This window comes from Lysinibacillus sphaericus OT4b.31 (assembly GCF_000392615.1).
GTDB classification, from domain to species: Bacteria; Bacillota; Bacilli; order Bacillales_A; family Planococcaceae; genus Lysinibacillus; species Lysinibacillus sphaericus_B.
This window is the reverse complement of record NZ_KB933398.1, coordinates 892,638-916,554: the sequence shown is the minus strand read 5'-3', so window position 1 is coordinate 916,554 and position 23,917 is coordinate 892,638. Positions and strand designations below refer to the sequence as shown.

General features: G+C 37.1%; 27 protein-coding genes. 6 read left to right on the top strand and 21 right to left on the bottom strand.

The genetic code is table 11. The features are described from left to right. Nucleotides 1–311: 311 nt before the first annotated feature. From H131_RS04210 to H131_RS04130, 18 genes are all read right to left on the bottom strand, one after another. On the bottom strand, nt 312–2,147 hold the full coding sequence (locus H131_RS04210) for a hypothetical protein (protein ID WP_010857817.1): 1,836 nt from the start codon (nt 2,145–2,147) through the stop codon (nt 312–314). A gap of 15 nt (nt 2,148–2,162) precedes the next feature. After that, entirely contained in the window at nt 2,163–2,612 is a 450-nt protein-coding gene (locus H131_RS04205) for a hypothetical protein (RefSeq protein ID WP_010857816.1), read from the bottom strand. 139 nt (nt 2,613–2,751) lie between these two features. Further along, a complete protein-coding gene (locus H131_RS04200; RefSeq protein ID WP_010857815.1) occupies nt 2,752–3,180 on the bottom strand; it encodes a hypothetical protein in 429 nt (142 codons plus the stop codon). A 53-nt stretch (nt 3,181–3,233) separates the two neighbouring features. Next, the gene (locus H131_RS04195) at nt 3,234–5,420 is read right to left on the bottom strand and encodes a tape measure protein (RefSeq protein WP_010857814.1); all 2,187 of its coding nucleotides are present in this window, start codon (nt 5,418–5,420) and stop codon (nt 3,234–3,236) included. Between the two features lie 19 nt (nt 5,421–5,439). After that, a complete protein-coding gene (locus H131_RS04190) occupies nt 5,440–5,763 on the bottom strand; it encodes a hypothetical protein (protein WP_010857813.1) in 324 nt (107 codons plus the stop codon). A 133-nt stretch (nt 5,764–5,896) separates the two neighbouring features. Beyond that, entirely contained in the window at nt 5,897–6,088 is a 192-nt protein-coding gene (locus tag H131_RS04185) for an XtrA/YqaO family protein (protein ID WP_010857812.1), read from the bottom strand. 59 nt (nt 6,089–6,147) lie between these two features. Continuing rightward, nucleotides 6,148–6,981: a hypothetical protein gene (locus tag H131_RS04180; RefSeq protein WP_010857811.1), complete on the bottom strand. Its 834-nt coding sequence runs from the start codon at nt 6,979–6,981 to the stop codon at nt 6,148–6,150. Nucleotides 6,982–7,200: 219 nt separating this feature from the next. Next, nucleotides 7,201–7,830, bottom strand: coding sequence for a hypothetical protein (locus H131_RS04175; RefSeq protein ID WP_010857810.1), 630 nt, complete (start codon nt 7,828–7,830; stop codon nt 7,201–7,203). A 4-nt stretch (nt 7,831–7,834) separates the two neighbouring features. After that, entirely contained in the window at nt 7,835–8,266 is a 432-nt protein-coding gene (locus H131_RS04170; protein WP_010857809.1) for a hypothetical protein, read from the bottom strand. 16 nt (nt 8,267–8,282) lie between these two features. Continuing rightward, nucleotides 8,283–8,891 (bottom strand): BRO-N domain-containing protein, encoded by a 609-nt coding sequence (locus H131_RS04165; protein WP_010857808.1) that lies wholly within the window; start codon nt 8,889–8,891, stop codon nt 8,283–8,285. A gap of 750 nt (nt 8,892–9,641) precedes the next feature. Continuing rightward, nucleotides 9,642–9,947, bottom strand: a complete 306-nt coding sequence (locus H131_RS04160; RefSeq protein ID WP_010857807.1) for a hypothetical protein — start codon at nt 9,945–9,947, stop codon at nt 9,642–9,644. Nucleotides 9,948–10,056: 109 nt separating this feature from the next. Next, nucleotides 10,057–10,398, bottom strand: coding sequence for a hypothetical protein (locus H131_RS04155; RefSeq protein ID WP_010857806.1), 342 nt, complete (start codon nt 10,396–10,398; stop codon nt 10,057–10,059). A gap of 389 nt (nt 10,399–10,787) precedes the next feature. Continuing rightward, entirely contained in the window at nt 10,788–11,309 is a 522-nt protein-coding gene (locus tag H131_RS04150) for an ERCC4 domain-containing protein (protein WP_010857805.1), read from the bottom strand. A gap of 21 nt (nt 11,310–11,330) precedes the next feature. Next, complete coding sequence (locus tag H131_RS04145; RefSeq protein WP_010857804.1) at nt 11,331–11,561, bottom strand: hypothetical protein; 231 nt, start codon at nt 11,559–11,561, stop codon at nt 11,331–11,333. A 143-nt stretch (nt 11,562–11,704) separates the two neighbouring features. Then, the gene (locus H131_RS22985) at nt 11,705–12,694 is read right to left on the bottom strand and encodes a hypothetical protein (protein ID WP_010857803.1); all 990 of its coding nucleotides are present in this window, start codon (nt 12,692–12,694) and stop codon (nt 11,705–11,707) included. 203 nt (nt 12,695–12,897) lie between these two features. Further along, complete coding sequence (locus H131_RS24210) at nt 12,898–13,050, bottom strand: hypothetical protein (protein ID WP_155242368.1); 153 nt, start codon at nt 13,048–13,050, stop codon at nt 12,898–12,900. A gap of 60 nt (nt 13,051–13,110) precedes the next feature. Then, nucleotides 13,111–13,380 (bottom strand): hypothetical protein, encoded by a 270-nt coding sequence (locus H131_RS04135; RefSeq protein ID WP_010857802.1) that lies wholly within the window; start codon nt 13,378–13,380, stop codon nt 13,111–13,113. Between the two features lie 19 nt (nt 13,381–13,399). Then, the gene (locus H131_RS04130) at nt 13,400–13,570 is read right to left on the bottom strand and encodes a helix-turn-helix domain-containing protein (protein WP_010857801.1); all 171 of its coding nucleotides are present in this window, start codon (nt 13,568–13,570) and stop codon (nt 13,400–13,402) included. A gap of 137 nt (nt 13,571–13,707) precedes the next feature. Here H131_RS04130 and H131_RS04125 point away from each other — a divergent pair, with 137 nt between their 5' ends. From H131_RS04125 to H131_RS04115, 3 genes are all read left to right on the top strand, one after another. Next, entirely contained in the window at nt 13,708–14,586 is an 879-nt protein-coding gene (locus H131_RS04125) for a helix-turn-helix domain-containing protein (protein ID WP_010857800.1), read from the top strand. Nucleotides 14,587–14,641: 55 nt separating this feature from the next. Continuing rightward, the gene (locus tag H131_RS04120; protein ID WP_010857799.1) at nt 14,642–15,844 is read left to right on the top strand and encodes a site-specific integrase; all 1,203 of its coding nucleotides are present in this window, start codon (nt 14,642–14,644) and stop codon (nt 15,842–15,844) included. 92 nt (nt 15,845–15,936) lie between these two features. Then, nucleotides 15,937–17,319: a dipeptidase gene (locus tag H131_RS04115; protein WP_010857798.1), complete on the top strand. Its 1,383-nt coding sequence runs from the start codon at nt 15,937–15,939 to the stop codon at nt 17,317–17,319. Between the two features lie 681 nt (nt 17,320–18,000). Here H131_RS04115 and H131_RS04110 read toward each other — a convergent pair. Together H131_RS04110 and H131_RS04105 are read right to left on the bottom strand one after the other, a co-directional pair. Continuing rightward, nucleotides 18,001–18,573: a nitroreductase family protein gene (locus H131_RS04110; RefSeq protein WP_010857797.1), complete on the bottom strand. Its 573-nt coding sequence runs from the start codon at nt 18,571–18,573 to the stop codon at nt 18,001–18,003. A 100-nt stretch (nt 18,574–18,673) separates the two neighbouring features. Beyond that, nucleotides 18,674–19,168 carry an amidase domain-containing protein gene (locus H131_RS04105; RefSeq protein WP_010857796.1) on the bottom strand — a complete coding sequence of 165 codons (495 nt, stop codon included), beginning with the start codon at nt 19,166–19,168 and terminating at the stop codon, nt 18,674–18,676. Between the two features lie 68 nt (nt 19,169–19,236). Between H131_RS04105 and H131_RS04100 the strand changes: the two genes are divergently transcribed. Together H131_RS04100 and H131_RS04095 are read left to right on the top strand one after the other, a co-directional pair. Further along, nucleotides 19,237–19,533: a hypothetical protein gene (locus tag H131_RS04100; protein ID WP_010857795.1), complete on the top strand. Its 297-nt coding sequence runs from the start codon at nt 19,237–19,239 to the stop codon at nt 19,531–19,533. 33 nt (nt 19,534–19,566) lie between these two features. Further along, nucleotides 19,567–20,589, top strand: coding sequence for a DUF2804 domain-containing protein (locus tag H131_RS04095; protein ID WP_010857794.1), 1,023 nt, complete (start codon nt 19,567–19,569; stop codon nt 20,587–20,589). A 47-nt stretch (nt 20,590–20,636) separates the two neighbouring features. Here the strand turns inward: H131_RS04095 and H131_RS04090 are convergent, their stop codons facing one another. Further along, nucleotides 20,637–21,359 carry a glycerophosphodiester phosphodiesterase gene (locus H131_RS04090; protein ID WP_010857793.1) on the bottom strand — a complete coding sequence of 241 codons (723 nt, stop codon included), beginning with the start codon at nt 21,357–21,359 and terminating at the stop codon, nt 20,637–20,639. Between the two features lie 264 nt (nt 21,360–21,623). Here H131_RS04090 and helD point away from each other — a divergent pair, with 264 nt between their 5' ends. After that, a complete protein-coding gene (gene helD, locus H131_RS04085; RefSeq protein ID WP_010857792.1) occupies nt 21,624–23,852 on the top strand; it encodes an RNA polymerase recycling motor HelD in 2,229 nt (742 codons plus the stop codon). The last annotated feature ends 65 nt before the right edge of the window (nt 23,853–23,917 follow it).

Here is a 23,917-nt window from a genome sequence, read left to right as displayed (position 1 = left end):
AGCAGCATAACAAAAAGCATCTGCCCAGAGATGTGATCTGACCCAAAAAAGTTAGACATATTTAGTTAAGCAACTTCTAAAACCCCCGTAAAAGTTAGATTGGTGTCTAACTTTTACGGGGCAGATCAGATGAGTAGATGCTTTATTATCAGAAGCGGTATATAACTGTGTTAAATTTCAAAGTTTATTTATCCCAATCTATATTATAAAAGACAATTCTTCCCCAAGCCCATCTTCATTAAAATTAATTTGTATTATTTAAAAGAATTGGCCAATAAAAATTGGAAAACCCGTACCTTGATTTTAAGATTCTAAACTTTTTCAATATACAAATTTTTAAAAGTGTAATCTTTGAGTTTTATTCCTAAATCTGCAAACGGTTCAAATTCATACTCTTCTAATCGCCTAATTTGATAGTCCAATAACGGTTTAATATTAATAAAATCGTTAAATTGACAGTCGCTAATTTCACCATTATAAAATTTTTCAAAGTTAGAATGAATAGTCAAATTAAGATTCTGTGTCTCTACTTTTTTAGGAGAAGTCCTAGTAAAATAACCCCTAAACATTGTATCATCAATTAAATAAATATCTGAATTCAATGAATTCATTCCAACTGATATATTTGTTAAGATAATTTTTTTAATTCGCTTAATATTTGATACTTCTAATTCTGATTGAATTTCATTAAAGTTGTCTTTTCTTAAATAAAAATCCACTATCCTATTAAGTTGATTTATTGTTTTATTTAGATCATCAAGATAATAAGAATATGCTTTATAAGTAGTTGGTATATTCCAATTTTTTATTTCTACTAAATATAATGTATCGCCCATAGAAAAAATCGCATCACATTCATAATCAGTCCCATTTTCATGCTTTTTTTTAGAGATGCATTTAATTCCTTGAGATTTAAGTGTATCTAAAATAACTTTCTCAAAAGTTAATCCTTTATCCCCTAAATTAACTTTATTTTTACTTGCATTTAATAATATAGCCCTTGAAGAATCTGTATTTAAGTTTACAGAAGGTACCGTTAATAACTTGTCTTCAAATTCAATGAAAGGACAATCAAATAAGTCATTAGACTGTTTAGAAAACGTCATAAATTCCATTAATTGTTTCACATATTTGTAAGGGATACCAGCAGCTTCGAACTTTTTTCTCCATTGAGATTTACTTAGTATTATGCAGACTTCATCTAAACGATTACTACTATAGAGTGCATTCTCATTTATAAAGTCTTTAGAAGCTTGCTCTAAAACGGTATAAGCCCTCAATAAAATATTTAGAGGAATGTTATTAATGAAAAAATTCATATCAGGAATGTTAAGATACCTCATTAAAAACTCAGCAGAGGTTTTCTCATTTGATGAATTATAATGATTTGGTGGTAAAGCAGCTTTGTTCTTATAAACATGTCTTGTAATAAAGTCGTAATAAGCATCACTAGTCATTTTAGCTATCCGTTTATCCATAAAAGTCATATGTGATACATTTTTAGCTTGGGCCATAAGATTACCTATAGAACTTATAACATATGTATCTCCAGTTTTTTGTAAAGGAATATCATAATATGTCCATAATTCAGTTATCTTGGATAACAATAAATGATCTGAAGCAAGTTTAAAATGTTGCTTTACTTGTTCTATACTTTCCTTGCTAAAAGAAAAGTAACTGCTATTTATCTTAAACCCTTTATGATTAAAATATTTTAAAATAGCCCCTGTAGATTGAATTATGTTTTCCGATATATTTCCATTTTCTTCTGATAGTTCACTATGTAAACTCCTTAATTTTAATTCTAAAGCTATTAGATATGCTCCAAAATGTTCATTAGCAGGCACGTTTTCCTCAATCGTAGACATATGATTTTGATTAAAATCTTTATAAACGGTGTTTAAAATATTTATTTCTTCAATAAATCGCTTTAATTGTACATTGGAATTTTCTTGTTTATTAATTGCTTCAATTGCTTTTTTAAATATTTCATTCTTATTTGGCCTACCCCCGCCAAATGTATTTATACAAATACCTGATTTTTTTAATAATTCAATCGCTCTGTTTGTTTCATTTTGTTGACAATGATCTTTTATAAGCTTTAATAAATTTTCTCCTTTTATATTTTCTAATTTACGTATCTGCAAATTTCCACACTCCCATTAAAGTTGAATATTTTTTGGTAAAACCTTTTTTCCGAAAAACTCCATGTTAATTTGCCTTGCTTTTGGAGTATAAGTCATATCGAAAGAAATATATTTTTTATCCTTCTGGTCATCTTCGTATTCGAAAATTAAAAAGACTTGTAAGTTGCGCGAAACATGTTCTTTACTGCGACCGCCTATCATCGCCCCTAAAGCTCCAAATAGCACATAACCACCAATAGCACCGCCAATTGAGCTACTTACGCTTTTTTGAATTTCTACCTCTGTTTTATGATGAATATTCGTTAATTTCTCTGCACTAAGTTCATAACGATCTTTACCATTTTCGAATACAATTTTATCGGAACTCGTTGTTACCTTTACAAAAACTCCTTCAGAAATCGGTAAACCATCAACATGAGGTACACCTATAGATAAATCTTTAGTATTCTTATTGAATATCCCCAAAATCATCCCCTCCTAGTATACAAATATACATAATTTACAGAGAATATACCAGATACATACTACCGCTTCCAGTTATTGTAATTTTTAATCCTTTACAACATTGAGAAGCGGCTAGATTGTTTTATTTAAGTTACTTTGGCTATTTGAGCGCAGCAACTCTTTTTGATTTCGTTTTCCCCATAGCTTTCAATACTTCACCTAAATGCTTACCATCATCCACTTCTTCATGCATGTGCTGCACTTCTTCACTAGTTACATCAATGTAACGTTTGTTATCTTGTAATGCTGAAATTTTATCAAGAATTCCCCTTAAATTTTTACCGGACGTATCAATCTCGTGTTCTTTTGCAAGACTGTCCAGCACTATTTGTTCTAATCCATTCCGTTCAAACAAATACTCTCGAAAAGAATAAATTTCACCACGTAAATGAGCTTTATTCAATATCTTTTTTCGTTTCGTATAGATTGCAACACCAGTAAGTTTATGAACAACTTTCATTACCAGCATTTCTCCTATAGTGTTTGCTGTAAACGCGTAAGCTTCAGAAAAATCTATAGCTTTACTCAAAGAAATCGCCTCATTTCTTATCTTCAATTAGGAAATAAACCTTAAAAGGTTAGTTATAGATTATCTGTAGGACCACCTTCTGCTAACATTTCAACTACTTCTTCTACTTTTTCACCAAAGCGATCAATCACACCATCGATGTCCATTTCTTTTTTGATGTGATTTTCATTCTTCATTTCAACAGTGATTTCCGTTGTATAACGATTTATTACTCGAGAATCTGCCATATCACGCAGATATTTCAAGTCCTCGTTTGTAGCCTCCATTGTCTTCGCCATTTTTGCTGTGTTACCAGCGATTTCTCTATCCGCAGCGTTGGCAACTGGTGCATTACCTAAGGTTGATAATATATCAGCCCAAGGGTCTTTTCTTTGTATGTCAGGTCCTTTACTGTCACTATTAAACAAATTGGCTCCCCAGTTGTAACCTGTGTCCCAAGCAGCACCTAGCGATTTTTGTTCCATTTTTGGCGCTTCCCAGTAGTCAGCAGGAGCTTCACCAACCCAATCACCCAGTGCTCCTTTTAGACCTTGTAAGTCACTTGTAATTGATTCTCTATGGTCATAAGCACCCTTTTGTTCCCAACCGAGTTTTGTTGTGAGACCATCTGGTAACATACTAATGAACCAATTCCAAGCTTCGACGGCACGGTTAACACCATCGATAATTGCATTAACAAAATTAGTAGCAAACTTATCCCATCCACTTGTCATGGATATTGCGTAATCTAATACATTGCTGGCTAAGTTGTAAAATAATCTTTTCACTGCATACGTCTTATCTTTAGAAACGTTTGCGAAATACTCCCAGAATGAGGAAAATATGTTCCACCAAAAAGCTACGTTGTTGTAGATATACGTTCCAAGAACCATAAATGCACCAGCAACAATTCCTGTGGCACTTATAGATGTTCCTGCAAAGTGATTAACAACTGCTATAGCTAAATACAATATCCCTACTAGTGCAATTATGCCCAAGATAATCCATGTGATTGGACACGCATATAAAGCGGCATTTAGACCGTATTGAGCAGCGATTTGAGCATAAGTAGCGCCTGTAGCTATTGCCTGTTTTACTGCTAGAATACCCTGTTGTACAGCGAGGATTGTGGTAATTGTTTTTACTGTTGTTAATGCAATCATATAAGCGACTAGCGCAACCGTAGCAGTGCCAACAATAGGTGCAATAAATGACCAATTATCGTAAATGAATCCACCCACCGAAGCGATTGCACTAAGAGCATAACTAGCGAGAGTTGCAACTACCTGCAATGATTGGCTGGCGCTTTCCCTAAATGCAGCGAATCGATCACTATTGAAGATCCCATTTATTTGTTGTAACACATCTTTAAAAGCCCATAACGCTTCATTCTTAAAATGGATCCATATTTGTGACCATGTTAGAGGCATACTATCGAATAATTTGTTTATATCATTCGCTGCAGCAAACATAGATTGCTTCACTATTTCGGCAGTTATTTCACCATCACTAGCCATTTCTCTTAATTGCATTCTACTTATACCCAAGTATTTTTCAATATTTTGTACTATACCTGGAGCTGCCTCTAACACTGCATTCAATTCCTCACCTCGCAGGACACCTGATCCCATTGCTTGATTTAATTGCAATGTTGCCGAAGCGATTCCTTCCGCATTTGTATTAGCATTTGCAAATGATTTATTTAAAAGCTCTGTAAAGGCAACTATCTCTTTAGTACTATTAAAAACTTCACCCGCATTTGCCGCGAGCTTGCCAACCGTATCAGCCACTTGTAAGTATGGAGTGAATGTGCGTTGCGCACTATCAAAAATTGTTCGTTGCAAATCTGCTGTTGTTTGCAACCCGTCATTAATGGAACCAACCCTAGCGTTAGCACTTGTCATTTCATCAGATAACTGAACGACGCCACTAATCGATTGTAACGATAAATAAGCTGCAACAAGAGCTAACACTTTCCCTAATAAACCTTCAGCAGCGTTAGTTCCATCTCTGATATGATTATTAAACCTTTGCTGGACGTTGTCAGCTTCTCGAATTTCATCTTCTATTTGATTAAATGCATCCGCTGCTCTAGCTAACTCTCGACGCGCAATTTCAATACTTGTAGTATCCATCATATTGCCAGAAGCCGCATGCATAGCTTCCATTTGATTTACCATAACTGATACAGCGCTATGCATCGCTCGCATTGGTTGGCTTAAACGGTCTTGTAGTTGTATTGATGTACGTATTGTAGCCATGATATAAACTCTCCTTCTCTTAAATTCGCTCTATTTTTTTATAAGATAATTGCTCATCTACTATCTTCTTCACTTTTTTTGCTAACTTTATAGACCTTACCCTTGTAAATCCTTTCATTTTTGACACACTTTGATTTAGCTGAATAACGCATTCTTGGGCTTTCTTGAAGTTCTTCAACGCATCCATATAACTTCGCTCGTATATATCATATACCTCGTTATATACAGCTCTATTAGAAGCGGTTTCTAGCTCTTTTTTATATGCATCATGAGCAATTCGAAATTGCTTTGCAGCTCCTTGCACAGTATCTAATAAATTTTCTAAAGTTTGTAAAACATGCAATATAGCTTCCTCCTTTTCTCTTTTTTTGATATAAAAAAGGCAACAAACAGAGGTGGTTCTAAACACCACGCTAGTTTGTTGCCCTCGATTTTTTCGATAGACATATATTCATTTTTTTATCTCTAATTATACCTTAAAATACAATAGATTCCTTGTTATTTATACGAGAAACCTTATTATCTTGTACAATGACTTCCACTGTTCCAAATGCTTGTAATAGTTTCATTTTTGCCTTCCCATCTGACACTACTATTACACATGGACCTTCTAATTTTTCAGCTGATACATATAAAGCTCCGTTTACGTCTAATTTTATTGGTTCCATTATGCTACCTCTTTCTTTATAATATTAACAATAATTCATGCCGAAGCATTTACCGCCACTTACAGCCCCCATTGTTCTTTCAGTTTTGTTAAAAACTTCATCTTACTTCCATCATCACCACAAGCATCTGGGTGAAACTTTTTCGATGCCATACGATAGATTTCTTTTAACATTGTTTTTTCATTTTCGTTGTAGTTACTATTTGTTGTTGACGAGTAACTACCACCACCTTTTCCAAAGTGTTCCTCGAATCGTTTCCACTGCTCTTTCTCGCTACGTCTTTTATATTCTTCTTGCGCCTTTTGTGCTTTTTCTGCTGTACCTTTAGCGGCTATCAACTGTTCTAAGTATTCCTTGTTTCTAACTACGCCGTACACATCATAAATACGGTTGTAGGTGTCTTTACCATATAGTTTTTCAAATTCTCTCTTGGTATTTCTATGTGTTGTCAAAATTGCTTGGTGTTCTTTATGGGTTTTATATTCCTCAGTTTCCTCATATTCGACTCTTATGGAATCTTCCAGCAGATTTAACTTATCATAAACCATTCTATAAAACTGACTTTTTTTAATGCCCATTTCTGCTATCTTTGCATCAAGTACAGACTTTATAACCTTATCATCAAAGCAATATTCAACAATTTCATAATAACCCATTGTACAGATTGCCCATTGTTTCTTTTTAACCTTACCATTTTCTCTATATGAATGATGAATACTAATCTTGTAGGCATCCAGTATAGGGCGTTCAAAGCGTTCTTCACTGTAATGGTAAATATATTCCGTTATTTCTTCACCGTTGATTGTATATGTGTCTGTATCTATTAATAATTCTTTAGCGGCACCATACTCATCAAGCTTCTTCTTTTGTATTTTCTGAATTACACAAAACATTGATTAACTCCTTTCTTTGTAGTTACTTTGAAACCTAATGTAGTACCTACAATATTTAAAAGTCGAAATAACAGCGCTAAAATTACGTCTTGTACTAGACCTTTATTCTATAATGGAATATCCAAAACCTTGGTTCACTGCTCATTATTGAGGGATCAGATACCACTACCTAATAACTTACCCTAGCGTTAACCAGTTTGGTTAATGGTCCACCAAAGCCTAATAGCTTGCGACTGATTTATGGAAGCGGTCTTTCACAGCGTATTTAGTAGCATATTTATGTAAAGCCTTTTCAGATAGATCCACACGGCCATACTGCTTTTCCATCGCTCTCCGCTTCCTAATATCCTCATCGAACGAACCATCCCTATCCCAGTAATCCGAAAATAGTTCCTCATCGTCCATTTCCTCTATTTGAGCATCCCATTCAGTAACTGTCATTTCGTATGGTACTTCAATTATTTGATCGCGCTCTATAACAAAACTAATGCACTCTTTCAACGTATTTAACACTTCCGGGTGTGAATGGACAGAATTAACTCTCCAAGCCTCAAATTGAACCTTCTCGTCTTCATAGAGTAGTGTGATAGCTTCGTTTAAAATTTCAGCACGCTTGTTTATATGCTCCGTGCGTTTTTTCTGCTTTTCATCTAATTCCACTAGGTAGATAGCATAGTCCTCTACATCACAAGCCAATTTATATATACATCCGCTGCCATTATCAAAACCTGTTATTGTCGGGGCAATACCCTCATAAGCTTCTTGCCGCTCTGTTTGATATGCTCGTTCGATTTGTTCAATTTCTAGCTGTGCATTCAAATACTGCCAAAATTGGCTCTCTGTAATCATGCTATCACCCCTTTATGCGTTGTTCCCTTGCCTTTATGCGTTCTGCCATACTCCGTTGCCTTTCAGCTTCTAAATGCTCCAAATCATTCTCTTGTGTACTTAGAATCTTGTATAACTTTTTATAAGATATTCCCTCCAGCGCTTGAAGGTTATGGATAGCCCTTTCAGGTTCAACATGAGCATAATCATAGAAAATCCGAGCCGTGTGTTCCCTTGGTACATTCTCAGCTCTATGGGCTAAAATAAGCCCATCCTTAAACCTAAGTTCATCCCAGCAACTCGTCAATATATCTTGTACCTGCCCAATCGTTTGTAAAGCTGCAGATATTTTATAACGCTTCGCCTCACCTTCTGGCATGGCTTCCGCTTCTTTTAACGATTCGTATGCAGCTGGTATTTGCTTTTTGAAAAGACTTTTTAGTTCGTCCAATGTCATTGCCTTTCACCGCCCATCAATGTACATACTTTTCATATACTTTCTCACTAATAGATAAATCGAGTTGAAATTTTTCTTTTGTCATCATCAATTCAACTGCATCATTCAAAATAGGTTCTCTGTCCAGTAGCATCTCAGGGGTCATCTGATTTTTCTTAAGCATTTTCGCATACCCATGACGACTGGATACTGCTTTATTGGCAATCGTATTGGCTTTGATAAAATCCACCTTTGTTGGTTCAAGCAATGATTGATTTAACTTAGCCATCGTTTCTTTTTGATGCTCTTTGTCTAGCATTCTAAAGATTTGAAAACCTTCTAATCCACTAGACTGGCGAAGTGTTTTGATTACTTCAAATAGCCAATCTTCGAATGCTTCTGCTTCTGGTCTTTTTGAACGAGTTATCGCTTTGTATATCCCTTGTTCAGATATTGCTGTAAAGTTCTGATTCATACCTGCCAATTTGACATGTGTAAGAAATTTACTTTTTAAGTGTCTTGTCATAGCAGCTGTACTACTATAGCAAAGAGCATCTGCAATATCTTTAGCTACTCCCCACCACTCACCTTCAATTTCTACGAAACGTATTTCATAGTCGAGCCATTTCTCTTTTTTAATATCCACTATGATTCTCCTCCCTCGTTGTTTTAGCACTCCAACTATTAAGTTCCATGTTTCTCGCCATTCTTTATAAACAGCACGCTCACATTTGCAAACATTTATAGGTAACAACTTGCCAACCAAAGACAACATCTATAAAATTATTTGCCAGCATCCTATAAGCGACATACCTTAGCATTTCTAAGCATCCTTAATAAAGAAAACTGTTAGCAAAAGTTAGCATAGTTGCTTTAGTGTTCCATTTTGGAACGTTGCATCCATCAATAAAAAGGTTGCAACCTTTGCATATAAAAGTATGCATTTTGGATGCACGCTTTTTGTTTAATTCTTGGGGTATTGTTTGTTTTGGAAAAGTATTTGAGTTGCGTTTCGAAACGTTCCAATAAAACGAACGGAACGCTCCGTAACGACTGTTCATTCCCTAGCTAAATCAATGCAGTACTAAGGCAAAACGATTGGAGTACTACAATGGAGTACTCCGTAAAAATGTTAGGTTTTGCAAGGTCCTGAAGCTACAAACACCTCACGTTTCCTTACTGTCCTGTTCCGTTTGGGAAGTGAATTGAGTTCCGTTTTGGAAAGTTGCAACCTTAACATTTCTTAACATGTCTGTTTTAGCTAAAATCATGTTCAATCCAAGGGTTTGTAGCATTTTGTTCCGTTTCGTGTAAAAAACAGCCATCATATTTGACGGTCAGGTTAGATTTCAAAGGGAACGTTGTTTGTTTCGTAACGCTACTATTCAAAACCCAATCATTTGTAGCATTCGAATTTATCCTCAAGTCGTTGTATTTCTTCCAACTTTTCATAATTTCGATGTGCTAGTGAAACAGCCATTTTCAAATATTGTTCCTGGTATTCCATATTGGGAAAGTATTCGATTAATTCAGCGCATCGGCAAACAGCTACATTTCCTATCCAATTTTCTTTTGCCGCTACTCTTCTAACGGTTTGGTAAGGAACGTTAAAAAGTGCTGATATATCTTTTAAACTTGTCTTACTTTTACATGACCTAGCATAATACTCCCTCATCCAATCCCAATCGTATTTAAGATTCAAAATATACCCTCTTTCACCGAAAACGTTTAAAAGCACTTTTTAGACTTTGTACGTTACCCATGAAGTTTTATATTTCAAACGGCTCTTGTAGCTCCCTGTGCGTTCTAAGCTATATCTCCGCCGAATGTTTCCACCACTTCTGCTTTTCGTAATTGTTCGTAGTATTCCCGTTTTGGTCGGGGAGTGCTGTACGCTCTTTGTAGAAATTGATAAGCTTCATGACGTGATCAAGCGCATGTTCTTGATGAATTACTTTAAAATCACTGGCCCATATAACTAGTGCGCGATCTTTTCTGCTACGACGAGCATTAAATAATAACCGTTCTGTAAGCTCTAGTTCGTTAATCCCGCTTCTTACGTTACGGCTAAAATATTGAGATACTTTAGATATGTTATTACGTCCATTCGCCTTTAAAAGTGGTCTTATTACTTCTACAAACTTCGTGTGCAATACTTCAACCTTCGCTCTATCCGTATATATCCGCTCCTTGTTATATAAGTGACCAAAAATTTAACGCTCTGGTGCATGGTGAACCAGACCATTTCGAATATGCGAAATCTGCATAATTCTTTTTAGGTTCTCGGATGATAGGACGGCTGAATTTTCAGCTCTCCTTTTTAGGGTGTCCGATTTGTCCGATACGTGAACGGTACTTTAACCTACGAACAATCCTCGTAGTAACTTTTTTGTCGCCAATAACCCCTATGCGCGCGTAAACGTTAACAAAAGTCAACATATTGCTTCTTTTTTAGGACTCTAAAAACTCCGATAATTGTTTTCTTTTAGGGTAGCTGATATAGCTGATAACTCTTTTTAGGATGTGAGATTTGTTACCTTTGCTATCCCTTTAATGCTGCTCGTACATGGTAGTAAAGATGGTGATATATCCAATCGCCACTTAACTGCCTATCATTCAGGAAGGTTGTAGAGAAGCGGTAGCGTGCCTCAAATGTTTTGATTCGTGCGAGTAATGCTTTCGGATTGTACTGGCTTCTGTAGTTACCATTCACTAAGTCGGAGTAACTACCTTCTACCAAAAGCGTAAAGTGTGATTTTTGCGAGCGAATCAATTCATGCTCAAACCGTTCCTCTTTGATACTACTGGCTAACTCGTCAATACTGTTCTTACGTTCTACTGTTAGTGGAAAATAGGTATCTCTGTATATACCCAGCTCGAAATTTTGTGGAATTATTGCCCCATAGTCGCCTGTATCTAGCTTCATAGCTATGTAGGATATATTATTAATGTTGAAATAGTCTGTAATGTGCTGGTTGATCTGTTCCCTCGTATCGACCAGCACCACCATAGAAGCGAGTAACTTCTTCAATTCGGTGTCAGTGTATTTGAATTTAGTAATCATTCATAGTTCACCTTCATTCCGTTAATATTCGCTAAATTCATAGCCCATACTAAAGCCCTGTAAAAAAGCTCCCTTTTCTGCTTCACTTATATTTCGGACCATTAAAGCTACTAATCTGTCATTGTCTTCATGATTCAAAGGTAAAGCTTTTAAGAAATCACTTAACTCATTAACAGCCTGTTTAAAAGCTTCTGCGCGTTCAATTTCAATTGATGCGTTATCTAAATCAGGAAAATTCACAATGTCACCCACGTTATCCCTCCTTCCTAAAACCCTTCAAAATCGTTTGTGAGCGATTTTCGTTTCGAACTCTCCAATCTAACGGAATTGATATAAAAACACACTTACGGTCTTTCTGTGACTTTTGATAGCTATTTATTCAAAGCATTAGTAAGTTATGCTGTTTGTTCCTGCTTTGCTAGTAAGTGCTCATAAGTATTAATGCCTTGATTCTTCCAATCTGCTAACATAGTCAAAATATGGCTGCTAAGTTTAGGGGGTGGCTCGTCTAATTGAGCTGTTACCTTTATTGCTTCGCTGACTAATTCGTAATTGTGCATCATGAGCCAGCCTTGTATTTCTTTATAAACCTGTTCATCAACGTTATCGAAAGTAAATCGGATTGCCTTCTCGATACTTGCTATCTGTTCTGAACGAGTAAGAGTGCTTGCAGACTGTTTTTCTAATCCAATTAAATCTACTGGAGAAGGAACAGACAGACAGACAACTGTTTTTTCTTTTTTCTTTTCTTCTTTTTCTCTATCTACGCTATTAGTAATACTAGGGGCGTTAAAAGAATCTTTAAGATCTTTGTCGGTCGGTCTTTTTTTCTCATTAATAGCATTATTTTCATGATTAACATTGTTGTCGTTATTAGAATTATTATCATTGTTAACATTATTTAAATTATTAACATTATTGTTTGTGTTCATCTGTTGTTCATCTGATGTTCGTTTGTTGTCCATTTGCTGTTCACTTGTTGTTCTACTGCTGTCCACTTGCTGTTCTACTGCTGTCCACTTGCTGTCCATCTGTTGTTCAATCCATTGATACTCACACCAATTAACTACAGTAACCACGCTGTATTTAGTCGTTTTTTTGATGTTCAACATTTGCAGTTGTTCAAACAATTGCAACCATCGCCACAATGTACTTTCTGAAATAATATGGGTATCTTTCGCACCTTTGTTAAACTCATTTGCAAGCGCTTTTCTACCTGTTATGAACTGCCCAATTTCTAAATTAACAACCTGATTTCCTATTAGTTGATTTCGTTCTTTATGGGAAGCTTTAAGTAAACAATGTATCCATAATTTCAGCATATAGGGATCCGCGTATATCTCATTCTCCCGTAATTTCCTGTGCAAACTAATCCAACCTAGCATCCATTGATACACCTCCTTCCTTTTTTTATAGTGTTAAGGTTGAAAAATCGTTTTCGCTGCACATCTCATGGCTTCGATGATTTTTCTATGTGTAGCTATATAAAGTTCCTTATCATGTAGATAGGATGCAAGCTCGTCTTTATTTCGTGCTAACCAATAACCCGAATGATTTCCACTCTTAATGCTTACTACTGGAACTCCCTTCAAACCAAATCGAATATAAGCTGATGAAAATAACGGCGATCTTTAATCATTAATCGCTCCATAATTTGTGTACCTGTTAAACTCTTTGAATCTTCTAAGCCCTCTAAAATACAATAGACACGTAATTCATCGTTAGTTAGATTTTCATACATGCTCTTGCCCTCCATCCTCCTACACCTATTCTCAAACACACGCCGCCAAGCGGTGTAGTTTCACCATTCACTCATAATTTCAGTTATTACTTCAAAAGCCTGTCGATATGGCCACCATCTTTTGCGGCTTTTTTTCATCTCAATCGCGCGCATACGCATATCACAAACAATTACATCCTCTAACCATCGCTTCGACATACAAGTTAGTTCAGTCATCTTGTCTAGATCAATCAACCACAAAGTATTTCTAATTTCCTCATCAAGCCGCTTCTCTATGTATTGCCGAATGGCTTGTTTATCAAGGTTTACTTCAATGTTTGCTGGAATCATCGAATCTCTCCTCTTTTCGTTATGCTGTTGGTGTTGCTAGCCATTTTTCGATTGTTTCACGGTGAAAAACAATTTTTCCGCGTAGCTTTTTATAAGGTATTTCATTATTGCGGACCATTACATAAATAGTTGCGGTACTTAAATCAAGTACTTTCGCTATTTCCGGAACTGTTAAAACGAGTTTATCCATATATAACACCCCCCAAATATTCATTTTAGGAATATTCCTAAAATGAATATTATAGTATTTTATAAACAGATGCAATATTTTATATTCATTTTGGGAATATTATTGTATATTTAGGTTATAAAGAAGAGGTGAAATAAATGTTCATTGAGGTTAATCTTGGCGAAACAATCAAAGATTCTAGAAAAAAGAAAGGTATGACCATGATTGAACTAGCCGAAAAAGCTGAAATAACGCAAGGATATCTCTCTAAAATCGAAAACAATCTTAAAATCCCAAAAATCGATACCTTGAAGACAATAGGTAGTATCTTAGATATCCCAATTGGGGAGTTATTAATTGGAGCCAAATATATTGATGAATGGTTAGAAATGTTTGAAGAAAATATAAAAAAGCCCCCCTCAATCCCAACATTCGGCGAAGCTATCCGAGTAGCTAGAGAAGATAATTATGATAGCAATGATGAACAATTGACTATTCCATTATCTGTTATATCTAAAAAGATAAATATTCCAGAAACTACACTTGAACAAATAGAAAACGGTGTGGATATTCCACTTACCAATGTTCAACTTATGGAACTTGCTAAGGCTCTTGATGTTACTTTTGCTTATTTATATTTGTTAGCTGGTAAAGGAAACAATCTGTTCGAACAAAATATTTTAAACAATATACTAATTCAGTTAAGACCACTTCAGCATAGTAGTGTAAAAAAATTCTCTTCAATGACTTTTGAAGAATTCTATGAATTGAACAAAAAGTTAAGTAATGGTTCTATACTAGAAGTAGAATATGCTAAAAGCATTTATGATTCATATATCTTTGCTAATGAGATAGATCAACTGATGCAATTACATGCCATGTCGAATCCATGGCGTGATTCCCCTGATATTCAGTATTTATTGAACTTGCCAGACGTTCAAATTAACTACAGAGGGCGAAAGTTATCGCCAACTGACAAACAAAAAATACTGACAAAAATAGAAGAAATGAAAGACAAATTCGAGTACCAAGATTAAATAACACTCACCTATTCCTGTACACACGCCGCCAAACATGAAAGGAATGGAAAAGGTGAAGTTATATAAATCAGCAAAAGAACCTGAAATATATCACTATTTCAATGCAAATAAAGAAAAACTATGGATGTTTCGACATAAGTATTATGATGCTGCTGGAAAGCGGAAAGAGAAGAAGAAAAGTGGGTTTAAAACAGAAAAAGCAGCATTGAAAGCCCTACTAGAAGTGAAGGCTGCAACGCTGCGTGGTGAAAAAAGGTATGTTGAAAATGACCAAATGACTGTTGGTGAATGGCTGGACACTTGGTATGAAATGAATAAAGGTAAGTGGAAAAAAGGGACACAGGTTCAACGAGAAATCATTGTACGTGTACATTTAAGGCCTCTACTCGGCCATTACAAATTACAAAAGTTAGACAAACAAACATATCAAAGAGTGTTTATCAATCAACTTGTTGGTGAATACCAGGCTAGTACAATACGGGCATGGCATACCATTTTTAAAATTGCTGTTAATGCTGCAGTGGAAGAAGAAATACTCAATCGTAACCGCTTCACGAAAGTAACAATTCCATCAGTGAGCAAAAAGAAAAAGGAAGCTGCTAACTTCCTTACTCCTGCTGAATTGGTCACTTTTTTAGATGATGCCAAACAGCATGAAAATATTACCCACTACACTTTTTTCCTTACGATCGCCTATACAGGTATCCGTCGCGGCGAAGCATTAGGATTGCAGTGGAAGAATATCGACTTTCAAAACAACACTATTACTATTGAGCGTACTAGGGATGTTATTGGCGTCCACACACCAAAAACAACGAATAGCTATAGAACTATTCTAGTGGATGAAGCGATTATGAGGCAACTCGAAACTTATTTAAAGTGGTGTAAAAAAGCGTTATTTAAAAATGGCCGTAAGTTGCAAGATGACTTATCAAAAGATGATACGTTTGTGTTTATATTTGAACACGCAGCTGATCCAATTGCTCCGACAAGTCCTACTTATGCATTCAATAAAATTTTGGGTCGGACAGGACTACCAAAAACAACGATACATGGCTTACGTCATACACATTGCACCATCTTGTTAAATCGTGGGCTTAATGTGAAAGTTATTTCAGAAAGGTTAGGAAATACACCAAAGATGATTATGGATGTATACGGTCATGTTCTAAAGGAATTAGAGGTAGAATCTGTTTCGTTGTTCAGCCAAACTTTACAGGCTAGTGGGGCTAAAACTGGGGCTAATCAATTGTAAAAGTCCCTTAATGCATTGCTATAACAGGATTCTCCAGCCACATTATGCTATACTATTTCTAGTATCGAAATAATAGAAAGTGGGATGAAATGATGACACATTTACAGGAATTAGACGCTTATTTTACTGAACATCGCGAGGCTCATTTGAATGAATTAAATGAATTTTTACGTATTCCAAGTATTAGCTCATTATCAGAGCACAAAGGAGATATTCAGGATGCTGCTAAATGGTTAGCAAACGCCTTTGAAAAACTTAACCTTGAAAACATCTCGATTACCCAAACAGCAGGACATCCTGTTGTCTATGCGGATTGGTTACATGCTGAGGACAAACCAACAATTCTCTTCTATGGTCACTATGATGTGCAGCCTGTAGATCCATTACACTTATGGGATAGCGAGCCTTTTAATCCAACGATTCGTGACAATAAATTATTTGCACGTGGCGCAAGCGATGATAAAGGGCAGGTGTTTATGCACTTAAAAATGATTGAGGCACTATTTGCTACAACTGGCACTTTACCCGTAAATGTGAAATTTATTTATGAAGGGGAAGAAGAAATCGGCAGTCCTCACCTCCCTGCTTTCGTAGAAGAACATAAGGAAAAGCTAGCTGCAGATTTGATTTTGATTTCTGATACGGGCCTTTATGGACCTGGTAAGCCTGCTGTGTGCTATGGCTTACGTGGTTTAACAGGTGTACAAATTGATGTTCGCGGGGCAAAAGGCGATTTACACTCTGGTCTTTATGGTGGTGGCGTGCAAAACGCGATTCATGCATTAGCAGAAATTTTAGCATCCTTCCGTGATGAACACGGCACTATTCAGGTAGATGGTTTCTACGACAACGTATTGCCATTATCAGTAGAAGAACGTGATGCTTATCGCGCACTTGGCTTCGATGAAGAGTCAGTGAAGGAAGAAGTCGGTGTGAAAGAGTTATTCGGGGAAGCTGGTTATTCTTACTTAGAGCAAACATGGGCTCGTCCTACTCTAGAGGTTAACGGAGTGTTTGGTGGCTTCTCAGGAGAAGGCATTAAAACTGTATTGCCTGCTGAAGCTGGTGCTAAAATCACATGCCGACTTGTACCAAATCAAGAACCCGATGAAATTGTAGCACTGTTAAAAGCACATATCGCAAAGCATAAACCAACTGGTGTTGAGGTAACGATTGCTGAGTTCGATAAAGGCCGTCCTTTCTTAACGCCATTTGACCATCCGTTTATTCAAGCGGCAGGACGCTCTTACGAAAAAGTTTATAACGTACCCACTGCTTACACACGTGGTGGCGGTTCGATTCCAATCGTGGCATCATTCGATGAAATTTTGGAATTACCTGTTGTGTTAATGGGCTTTGGTCTATCCAGCGAAAACTTCCATGCTCCAAACGAGCATTTCCATTTAGAAAACTTCGATAATGGTTTACGCGTGTTAGGTGACTATTTATATGAAGTAGCTGGATTACAAAAATAAATAAATAAATAAATAAATGCACTTGTTGATTTGGAAGCCCCCTCACCTGAGGGGGCTTTTAGACTGTAGACAAACTTCGGCAAAAAATCGAGTTTGGCTATAGTCTTTCTTATACAATAGAAAGTAACAATAATCAGGTTCGGAACAAGCCACTCGCTTTCCACGGACGAACCAGCTGGCCTCCCCCTTCGATACACTTCGTGCGGGGTCTAGCTGCCTCGTTTTTCCGTAAGAGTTTCGCAGCTTCTTCCTCTATATCAGGAATCAAGGCGTGTTGTGCTAATCGGTCAAAAACTTACAGAACGAACTAGATCTATCGCTAATCCCTCAAGTCAACTGACGTAACGCTCAGGTACAAGCAACAACCGCTCAGATCAACCGACGTAACGCTTGGCTACATGCAACAATCGCTCAGGTCAACTGCAGTAATTCTCAGGTACATACAACATCAACTTGAAATGATGACGATTGATCAAGTGGTTCCACAAGACGTTCACTGTTGATTGGAGCGTAGCGACGAGGAGAGACTGAAGCCATGCCTGCGAAAAGCGTCCGCCATAGCGGAAATCAACGAGTTCATATAGATACTTCTATATTTAAAAGAAAAAAGACAGTAAACAAACTCAGTTTTTTGAGTTTGTCTACTGTCTAAAAGCCCCTCACTGAGGGGCTTTCTTTGTACTATTCACCAAAAATCGTCACAATTTCAGCTGATGTTTTACGTTCTTTCGCTTTTGGAATATCATCAAAATAACCAACTTGTAACATCGCAATAACACGTTCACCTGGTTGCACTTTTAATGCTTCTCGGAATTTCGGATTATCTAAAAAGCCTGGTGTTTTCCAGCAAGAGCCGATACCTTTATCCCACGCAAGCAACTGCATATTTTGAATAAAAGTACTTGCAGCAGCAAAATCTTCTAGACGTTCTTTTTGACGTGCATCCTCCGGTACGATTACAAAAGCATAACCGCCTGGAAGTGTGAATTTCGTCATTTGTTTTGCCAAGTCTTCACTTGAAAGGTCTTGCCATTTCGGAATAGTTAAGTCTCGCAATAAATCATGAAGTGCAGATAACTCCTTACCACACGCTACAACTAAACGCCAAGGTTCACGATTTCCATGATTCGGTGCCCATACAGCATCGTCAATAATTGCTAGTAATTCATCACGGTCTACAGGCTGCCCATTAAATTTTTTAATGGAACGGCGCTCTATAATTGCATCTCTTACAGATAAAAAATGTTCGCTCATTTACTTTATCTCCTTCTAGAACTTTACATCATATATTATTATACGTATTTTCTATCTCTCACATTATCACAAATCGATGAGCTTTAAAACAGCTATCTTGCTAAGCAAAACTATCATCAATATGAATGTAAAAATATGTCATACTCGGTGTATAGGCAGTAGAATCCTCATAAAAGTACGGTCTATTTATGCTATCTGAGGTGTGCGCATTCACGTATGGAATTCCATTCTGGATACTCGTGACGATAACCGAGTGATCGATTCTTCCATTCCCTTGAAAATCATAAAAAATGATGTCCCCAAGCTCTAATTCTTCAGCATTTTGCACACGTTTGCCCTTTAATCCTGTTTTGGAGCCTTCTAGATACCACCTAAGGGAATGGGAGACCGACCAGCTGAAGCTCCAATTGCCCTGCTGAATCCACCAACCCTTATCTCTACTTGGAGCTCCGCGCATTGGCGCTCCCCCAGCAAGTAAACATTGTGAGATATAATTCGTACAATCGACATCAAAATTTGGAAATGCGGAATTACGTCTATTCCACCACAAATTCGCATACTGTACCGCCGCCTGCCTATTATACATTTTTGCCACGTTTCCCCTCCTTACGTACATCATATGTATAGATGGACAAATCTATTAGTTTAGGACCATATTTATCAATGGCGGCTCAAACGTCATTACGTCCGGTATTTGCAATATTATGCTTAGGTATGCACGAGGGTCGACACGATGTCGGTCACTTCGGTAAAGCCATAGAACGTTACGATTTTACCGATTCAAGTCAGTTAGCAGGTGTCGTGAGACTTAGCGATGCTAGGCTAACATCTAAAAATTCTTTTCGAATTCGTGACATCAGGCGAAGCTTTCAGTTAAAAATCGATGTAAGGGCAACATTCGGTGCTATCTTTTCCAATTTTAAGTTATTTTTTGCTACAATAGGGTTGAATGAAGTGTAGATATTTAATATATAAACAGAAGGGATGTTGAATGTGAGGCAGCATGCTGAGAAAGAAATCTTACAACCTACTCTTTTATGCGACAAAAAAGGGAATTTGAATCCTGCTTCCATTGGATTTGCACGAAAACCTCTTATAAATAGCAATTTAAGCGGCCATTTGATGCGCAAAAAGAAATGGAATTATTGGTGTGTATATGGTGATGAGATTTTATTCTCCGCTACTATCAGCCATCTAGATTACGCAGCGGTTTGCTTCGTATATTTCTTTGAGTATGAAACACAGCGCTATTTCGAGAAAACCATGACAATTCCACTTGGTGGCAAGCTAAAAATGCCTACACAAGTACTAGAATCTGTATCCTTCAGCAGTAGTGAAATGACGATTGATATGACCTATATTCACAATGAAACTCATTTGTCCGTTTCTATTCCTAATTTTGACGGAGACAGCTTACGTGCAAACCTTGTCATTCAACATCCCCCAACAGATGAGTCATTGAATGTGGTCATTCCATGGAATCGAAAAACGTTCCAATTTACAGGCAAGCATCATACTCTACCTACGTCGGGAAATGTGACGATTGGCAATCGTCGCTTTATATTTACACCTGAGGAAAATTTTGCAGTGTTGGATTATGGGCGTGGTGTTTGGCCACGCGAGGCCACATGGAATTGGGGTATGGCTTCTCAACGAGTTCGAGGTCGGCGGATTGGGCTGAATTTAGGGGGTAAATGGACAGACGGTACGGGTATGACTGAGAATGCTGTGTTCGTTGATGGAAAAATGACAAAAATTCATGAGGATTTACTATTCCATTATGATCGAAAAGATTTTATGCAACGTTGGAAAGTTAAAACAAAGTTCACCAACCAAGTGTCCTTAACTTTTTCCCCATTCTTTGAACGTGTTGCAGCAACAAATGCTGGACTCGTAAAATCGGAAGTACATCAATTGTTTGGTTATTATGATGGTTCCATTCTACTGGACAATGGTGAAACCCTAGTTATTAAGCAAATGCTTGGTTGTATCGAAGAACACCGTGCAAAATGGTAACAAAGATGGCGTCTCAAAGGGAATTTGAAACGCCATTTTTGTGTATTTTAGCCTTCGCGCAATGCGTCTAGCATTTTTTCGGGGTCATCTGTAAAAATTGCATCTATACCGAGTTGCTGTAACTGCAATGCAATATCGATATCATTGACAGTGTAGGCACGAACAATAGCCCCTTTTTCAAGCGCTAAACCAACAGATTTTCTGAAGGCTGTAGGCAAGCTAACATGTATTGCATTCGTTGGAATTTGGGCTGTGTAAGTTGTAAAATCAATTAAGATTTCAGCAAATAATGCAGCCGTTTCAATATACGGCGCTATTTGTGACACAATTTGAATTGATTCATGGTTAAAGGAAGAAATAATAACACGTTCCGTCATTTGATATGATGCTACTTCCTTTATCACAAGCGGCTCAATACCATCATAAGGAAAAACATCCGTTTTCAGCTCAATATTAATACGATGATGTGTGCCTGCAAATAGCTCTAACACTTCTCCAAGCTTTAGAATACTTTCTCCTCTGCACTCATCAGAAAACCAAGAACCAAAATCAAATGCTCGTAGCTGCTGGAGCGTATAATCTTTTACATAGCCTGTACCATTGGAAGTGCGGTCAATTGTTTCATCATGGATGACGACCACTTCCCCATCCGCAGTTAAATGAACATCTAGCTCGATTCCTGCAATAGGTAATTTCGATGCTGCATAAAAAGCAGCACTTGTATTTTCAGGGTAGTGTGAAGATACACCTCTATGCGCAAATATGTCCAAACGTATCCCCTCCCATTTCTAGTTACTTAACAGTATACCAATAAGCAGGTTATTAATCTTACCCTTGAAAGGTAAAATTTTGTATAGTAATATGAGAACCTATTTCCATTTCGGCCTATTTGTTATTGTGCCTGTGTTATATAAGCCCATTAGTTGTTACCGCATAGCTGTGAGCTAGTTCGGCTTATATCTTAAATTCAATGCTTTCAAATCCATGACGTCCAACAGATGAAATTAACTTTGTAAGTACTTAGGAGGTGCAAAATGACTGCACAACATCCAGATTTTCTAGCTGAACTGGAGCGACTCGCTTACACCAAACACTATATGCAACAAATTTTAAGCGAGTCTCAAAGAGATTTGCAATCCGCACAGGAAAATATTCGTAAATCGATGGCAGATCTTGATTATTTAGATTCGAGTTTGAGCTATTTGAACATCTTAACAAACGCGCGATTCTTTGAAATGGCTCGCGATCAAAAGGAAGGCTTAGAGGCTGTTCAAAAAAAGCCTTATTTCGCCCGTATCCATTTCCAAAAAACAGGAGATCTTGAAGAATTTTTATATATCGGCAAAACATCCTTATTTCATCGTGAAACACACGAACCAATAATTGTTGATTGGCGTTCCCCTGTTGCAAATGTTTATTACGACGGTCGACTTGGGGATATGGAATATGATGTACGCGGAGAAGTTCACAAGGGACATTTATTTGCCAAGCGGCAATATAAAATTGAAAATGGTCAGTTGCTTGATATTCGTGATATCGACTTAACAACAAATGATGAATTACTACAAGAGGCGTTAGGAGGCAAAGCAGATGTTCGGTTAACAGAAATCGTCTCAACTATTCAGAAAGAGCAAAATGAAATTATTCGGGCTCACCTCCGTCAGCCGATTATCGTACAGGGGGCTGCAGGTAGCGGTAAAACAACAATAGCCCTACACCGTATTTCGTACTTTTTGTACACAATGGGTGAGAATTTTAATCCCGAGCAGCTCATGATTTTAGCCCCTAATAAATTATTTATTGATTATATTGGTGATGTTTTACCCGAGCTTGGTGTCGATAAAATTTGTCAAACAACTTTTGCAGACTATGTCCTAGCGGCGACAAAGCTAAAATTAAAACTACGTAATCCAAATGAACAGCTAGAATCACTTGTTTCAGATGGTGACAATCAGCCAACAGCATGGATTTCTGAAATAAAAGGCTCGCTTTATTATCGTGATGTAATGGAACGTTATGTGCAAAAGATTGAGCAAGAAATTGCGGAACAATTTGAAGATGTGTTTATTGAGAAATACCGTATTATGCGAGCTTCTCATTTGAAAAAGTTATTTTTACATGAGTTTTCCTATATGCCAATTGAAAATAGACTTGCACATATAAAAAAGGTGATGGCGAGTCATGTTCGTCAGAAGAAACAGGCTGTCTTAAATATGCTACATGCGAAATACGATGAAGTACTTGGCAAAGCTTTAAATGGCATTCGTGACGATGAAAAACGTCGTCGTATTGTAACAAAGTATATCGATGAACGTGATGAACGAATTCCCGCAATTGAAAAAGAGGCCAAATCAACAGTATCTGCCTACATGCGGCGCTTTTCTAAATATAATGTCAAAACGCTCTATCGTGCCTTTCTAACAAATGCTGAACTATTAGCAAAGCTTGCACCAGAATGGCATTATCTCGAACAACAACAATTTTTACAAGTGCATGCGAAAGAACAGTGGGTGTTGGAAGATTTAGCGGCACTTTATTATTTACAAGCCCGGCTAAAAGGAATCCCTGATAACTGGAAAATGCGTGTTGTCTTCATTGATGAGGTACAGGACTATAGTTTATTCCAGCTTGCTGCTTTAAAAACTGGGCTTGAGACCGACATGTTCACAATGGTGGGCGACTTAGCTCAGGGAATCCATAGCTACCGTTCACTAACTGCCTGGGAGCCTGTACAAAATTTATTTCCACGTGCCAGCTTTCGAACACTTCAAAAAAGCTACCGAACAACGATTGAAATTATGGAAGTTGCTAACGAAATTTTAGCACAAATGGATGAACAACTTCCGCTAGTTGAACCTGTCGTTCGTCATGGACATCCACCAACTTTTTTACAGGCAGATCATTTTAATGCTCAGCAAATCGGGCATATTTTTGATAGCATTCGTGCCAACGGTCATCAGTCAATTGCTTTGATTTGCAAAACTACAGTCGATGCAATCGGAATACAGCAGGCGTTAACTGATTACGGCATTACTTCACAGCTATTAACAGAGGATGAGTCCATTAATCAGCAACTCCTACTCGTGGTACCAAGCCATTTAGCAAAGGGGCTCGAGTTTGATGCTGTGATTGTCGCAGCCTTTAACACGCCCTTTTACGATACAAAAATTGACCGCAAACTTCTGTACGTTGCGTTAACGCGTGCGATGCATGAGCTATATTTAATTGGTCCAACAAAAAAGACGTTTCTTTTAGAAAATTAAAAAGAGTCGCTCTCGTGAACTGCGACTCTTTTTATGATAATGGATAAATGCAAGGTTATTTATGT

Coding starts and splice junctions, on each gene's coding strand:
- H131_RS04195 (WP_010857814.1), bottom strand. CDS start 5,420: ATGGCTACAATACGTACATCAATACAACTACAAGACCGTTTAAGCCAA.
- H131_RS04185 (WP_010857812.1), bottom strand. CDS start 6,088: ATGGAACCAATAAAATTAGACGTAAACGGAGCTTTATATGTATCAGCT.
- H131_RS04180 (WP_010857811.1), bottom strand. CDS start 6,981: ATGTTTTGTGTAATTCAGAAAATACAAAAGAAGAAGCTTGATGAGTAT.
- H131_RS04175 (WP_010857810.1), bottom strand. CDS start 7,830: ATGATTACAGAGAGCCAATTTTGGCAGTATTTGAATGCACAGCTAGAA.
- H131_RS04170 (WP_010857809.1), bottom strand. CDS start 8,266: ATGACATTGGACGAACTAAAAAGTCTTTTCAAAAAGCAAATACCAGCT.
- H131_RS04150 (WP_010857805.1), bottom strand. CDS start 11,309: ATGATTACTAAATTCAAATACACTGACACCGAATTGAAGAAGTTACTC.
- H131_RS22985 (WP_010857803.1), bottom strand. CDS start 12,694: ATGCTAGGTTGGATTAGTTTGCACAGGAAATTACGGGAGAATGAGATA.
- H131_RS24210 (WP_155242368.1), bottom strand. CDS start 13,050: ATGTATGAAAATCTAACTAACGATGAATTACGTGTCTATTGTATTTTA.
- H131_RS04135 (WP_010857802.1), bottom strand. CDS start 13,380: ATGATTCCAGCAAACATTGAAGTAAACCTTGATAAACAAGCCATTCGG.
- H131_RS04130 (WP_010857801.1), bottom strand. CDS start 13,570: ATGGATAAACTCGTTTTAACAGTTCCGGAAATAGCGAAAGTACTTGAT.
- H131_RS04125 (WP_010857800.1), top strand. CDS start 13,708: ATGTTCATTGAGGTTAATCTTGGCGAAACAATCAAAGATTCTAGAAAA.
- H131_RS04115 (WP_010857798.1), top strand. CDS start 15,937: ATGACACATTTACAGGAATTAGACGCTTATTTTACTGAACATCGCGAG.
- H131_RS04110 (WP_010857797.1), bottom strand. CDS start 18,573: ATGAGCGAACATTTTTTATCTGTAAGAGATGCAATTATAGAGCGCCGT.
- H131_RS04100 (WP_010857795.1), top strand. CDS start 19,237: ATGGCGGCTCAAACGTCATTACGTCCGGTATTTGCAATATTATGCTTA.
- helD (WP_010857792.1), top strand. CDS start 21,624: ATGACTGCACAACATCCAGATTTTCTAGCTGAACTGGAGCGACTCGCT.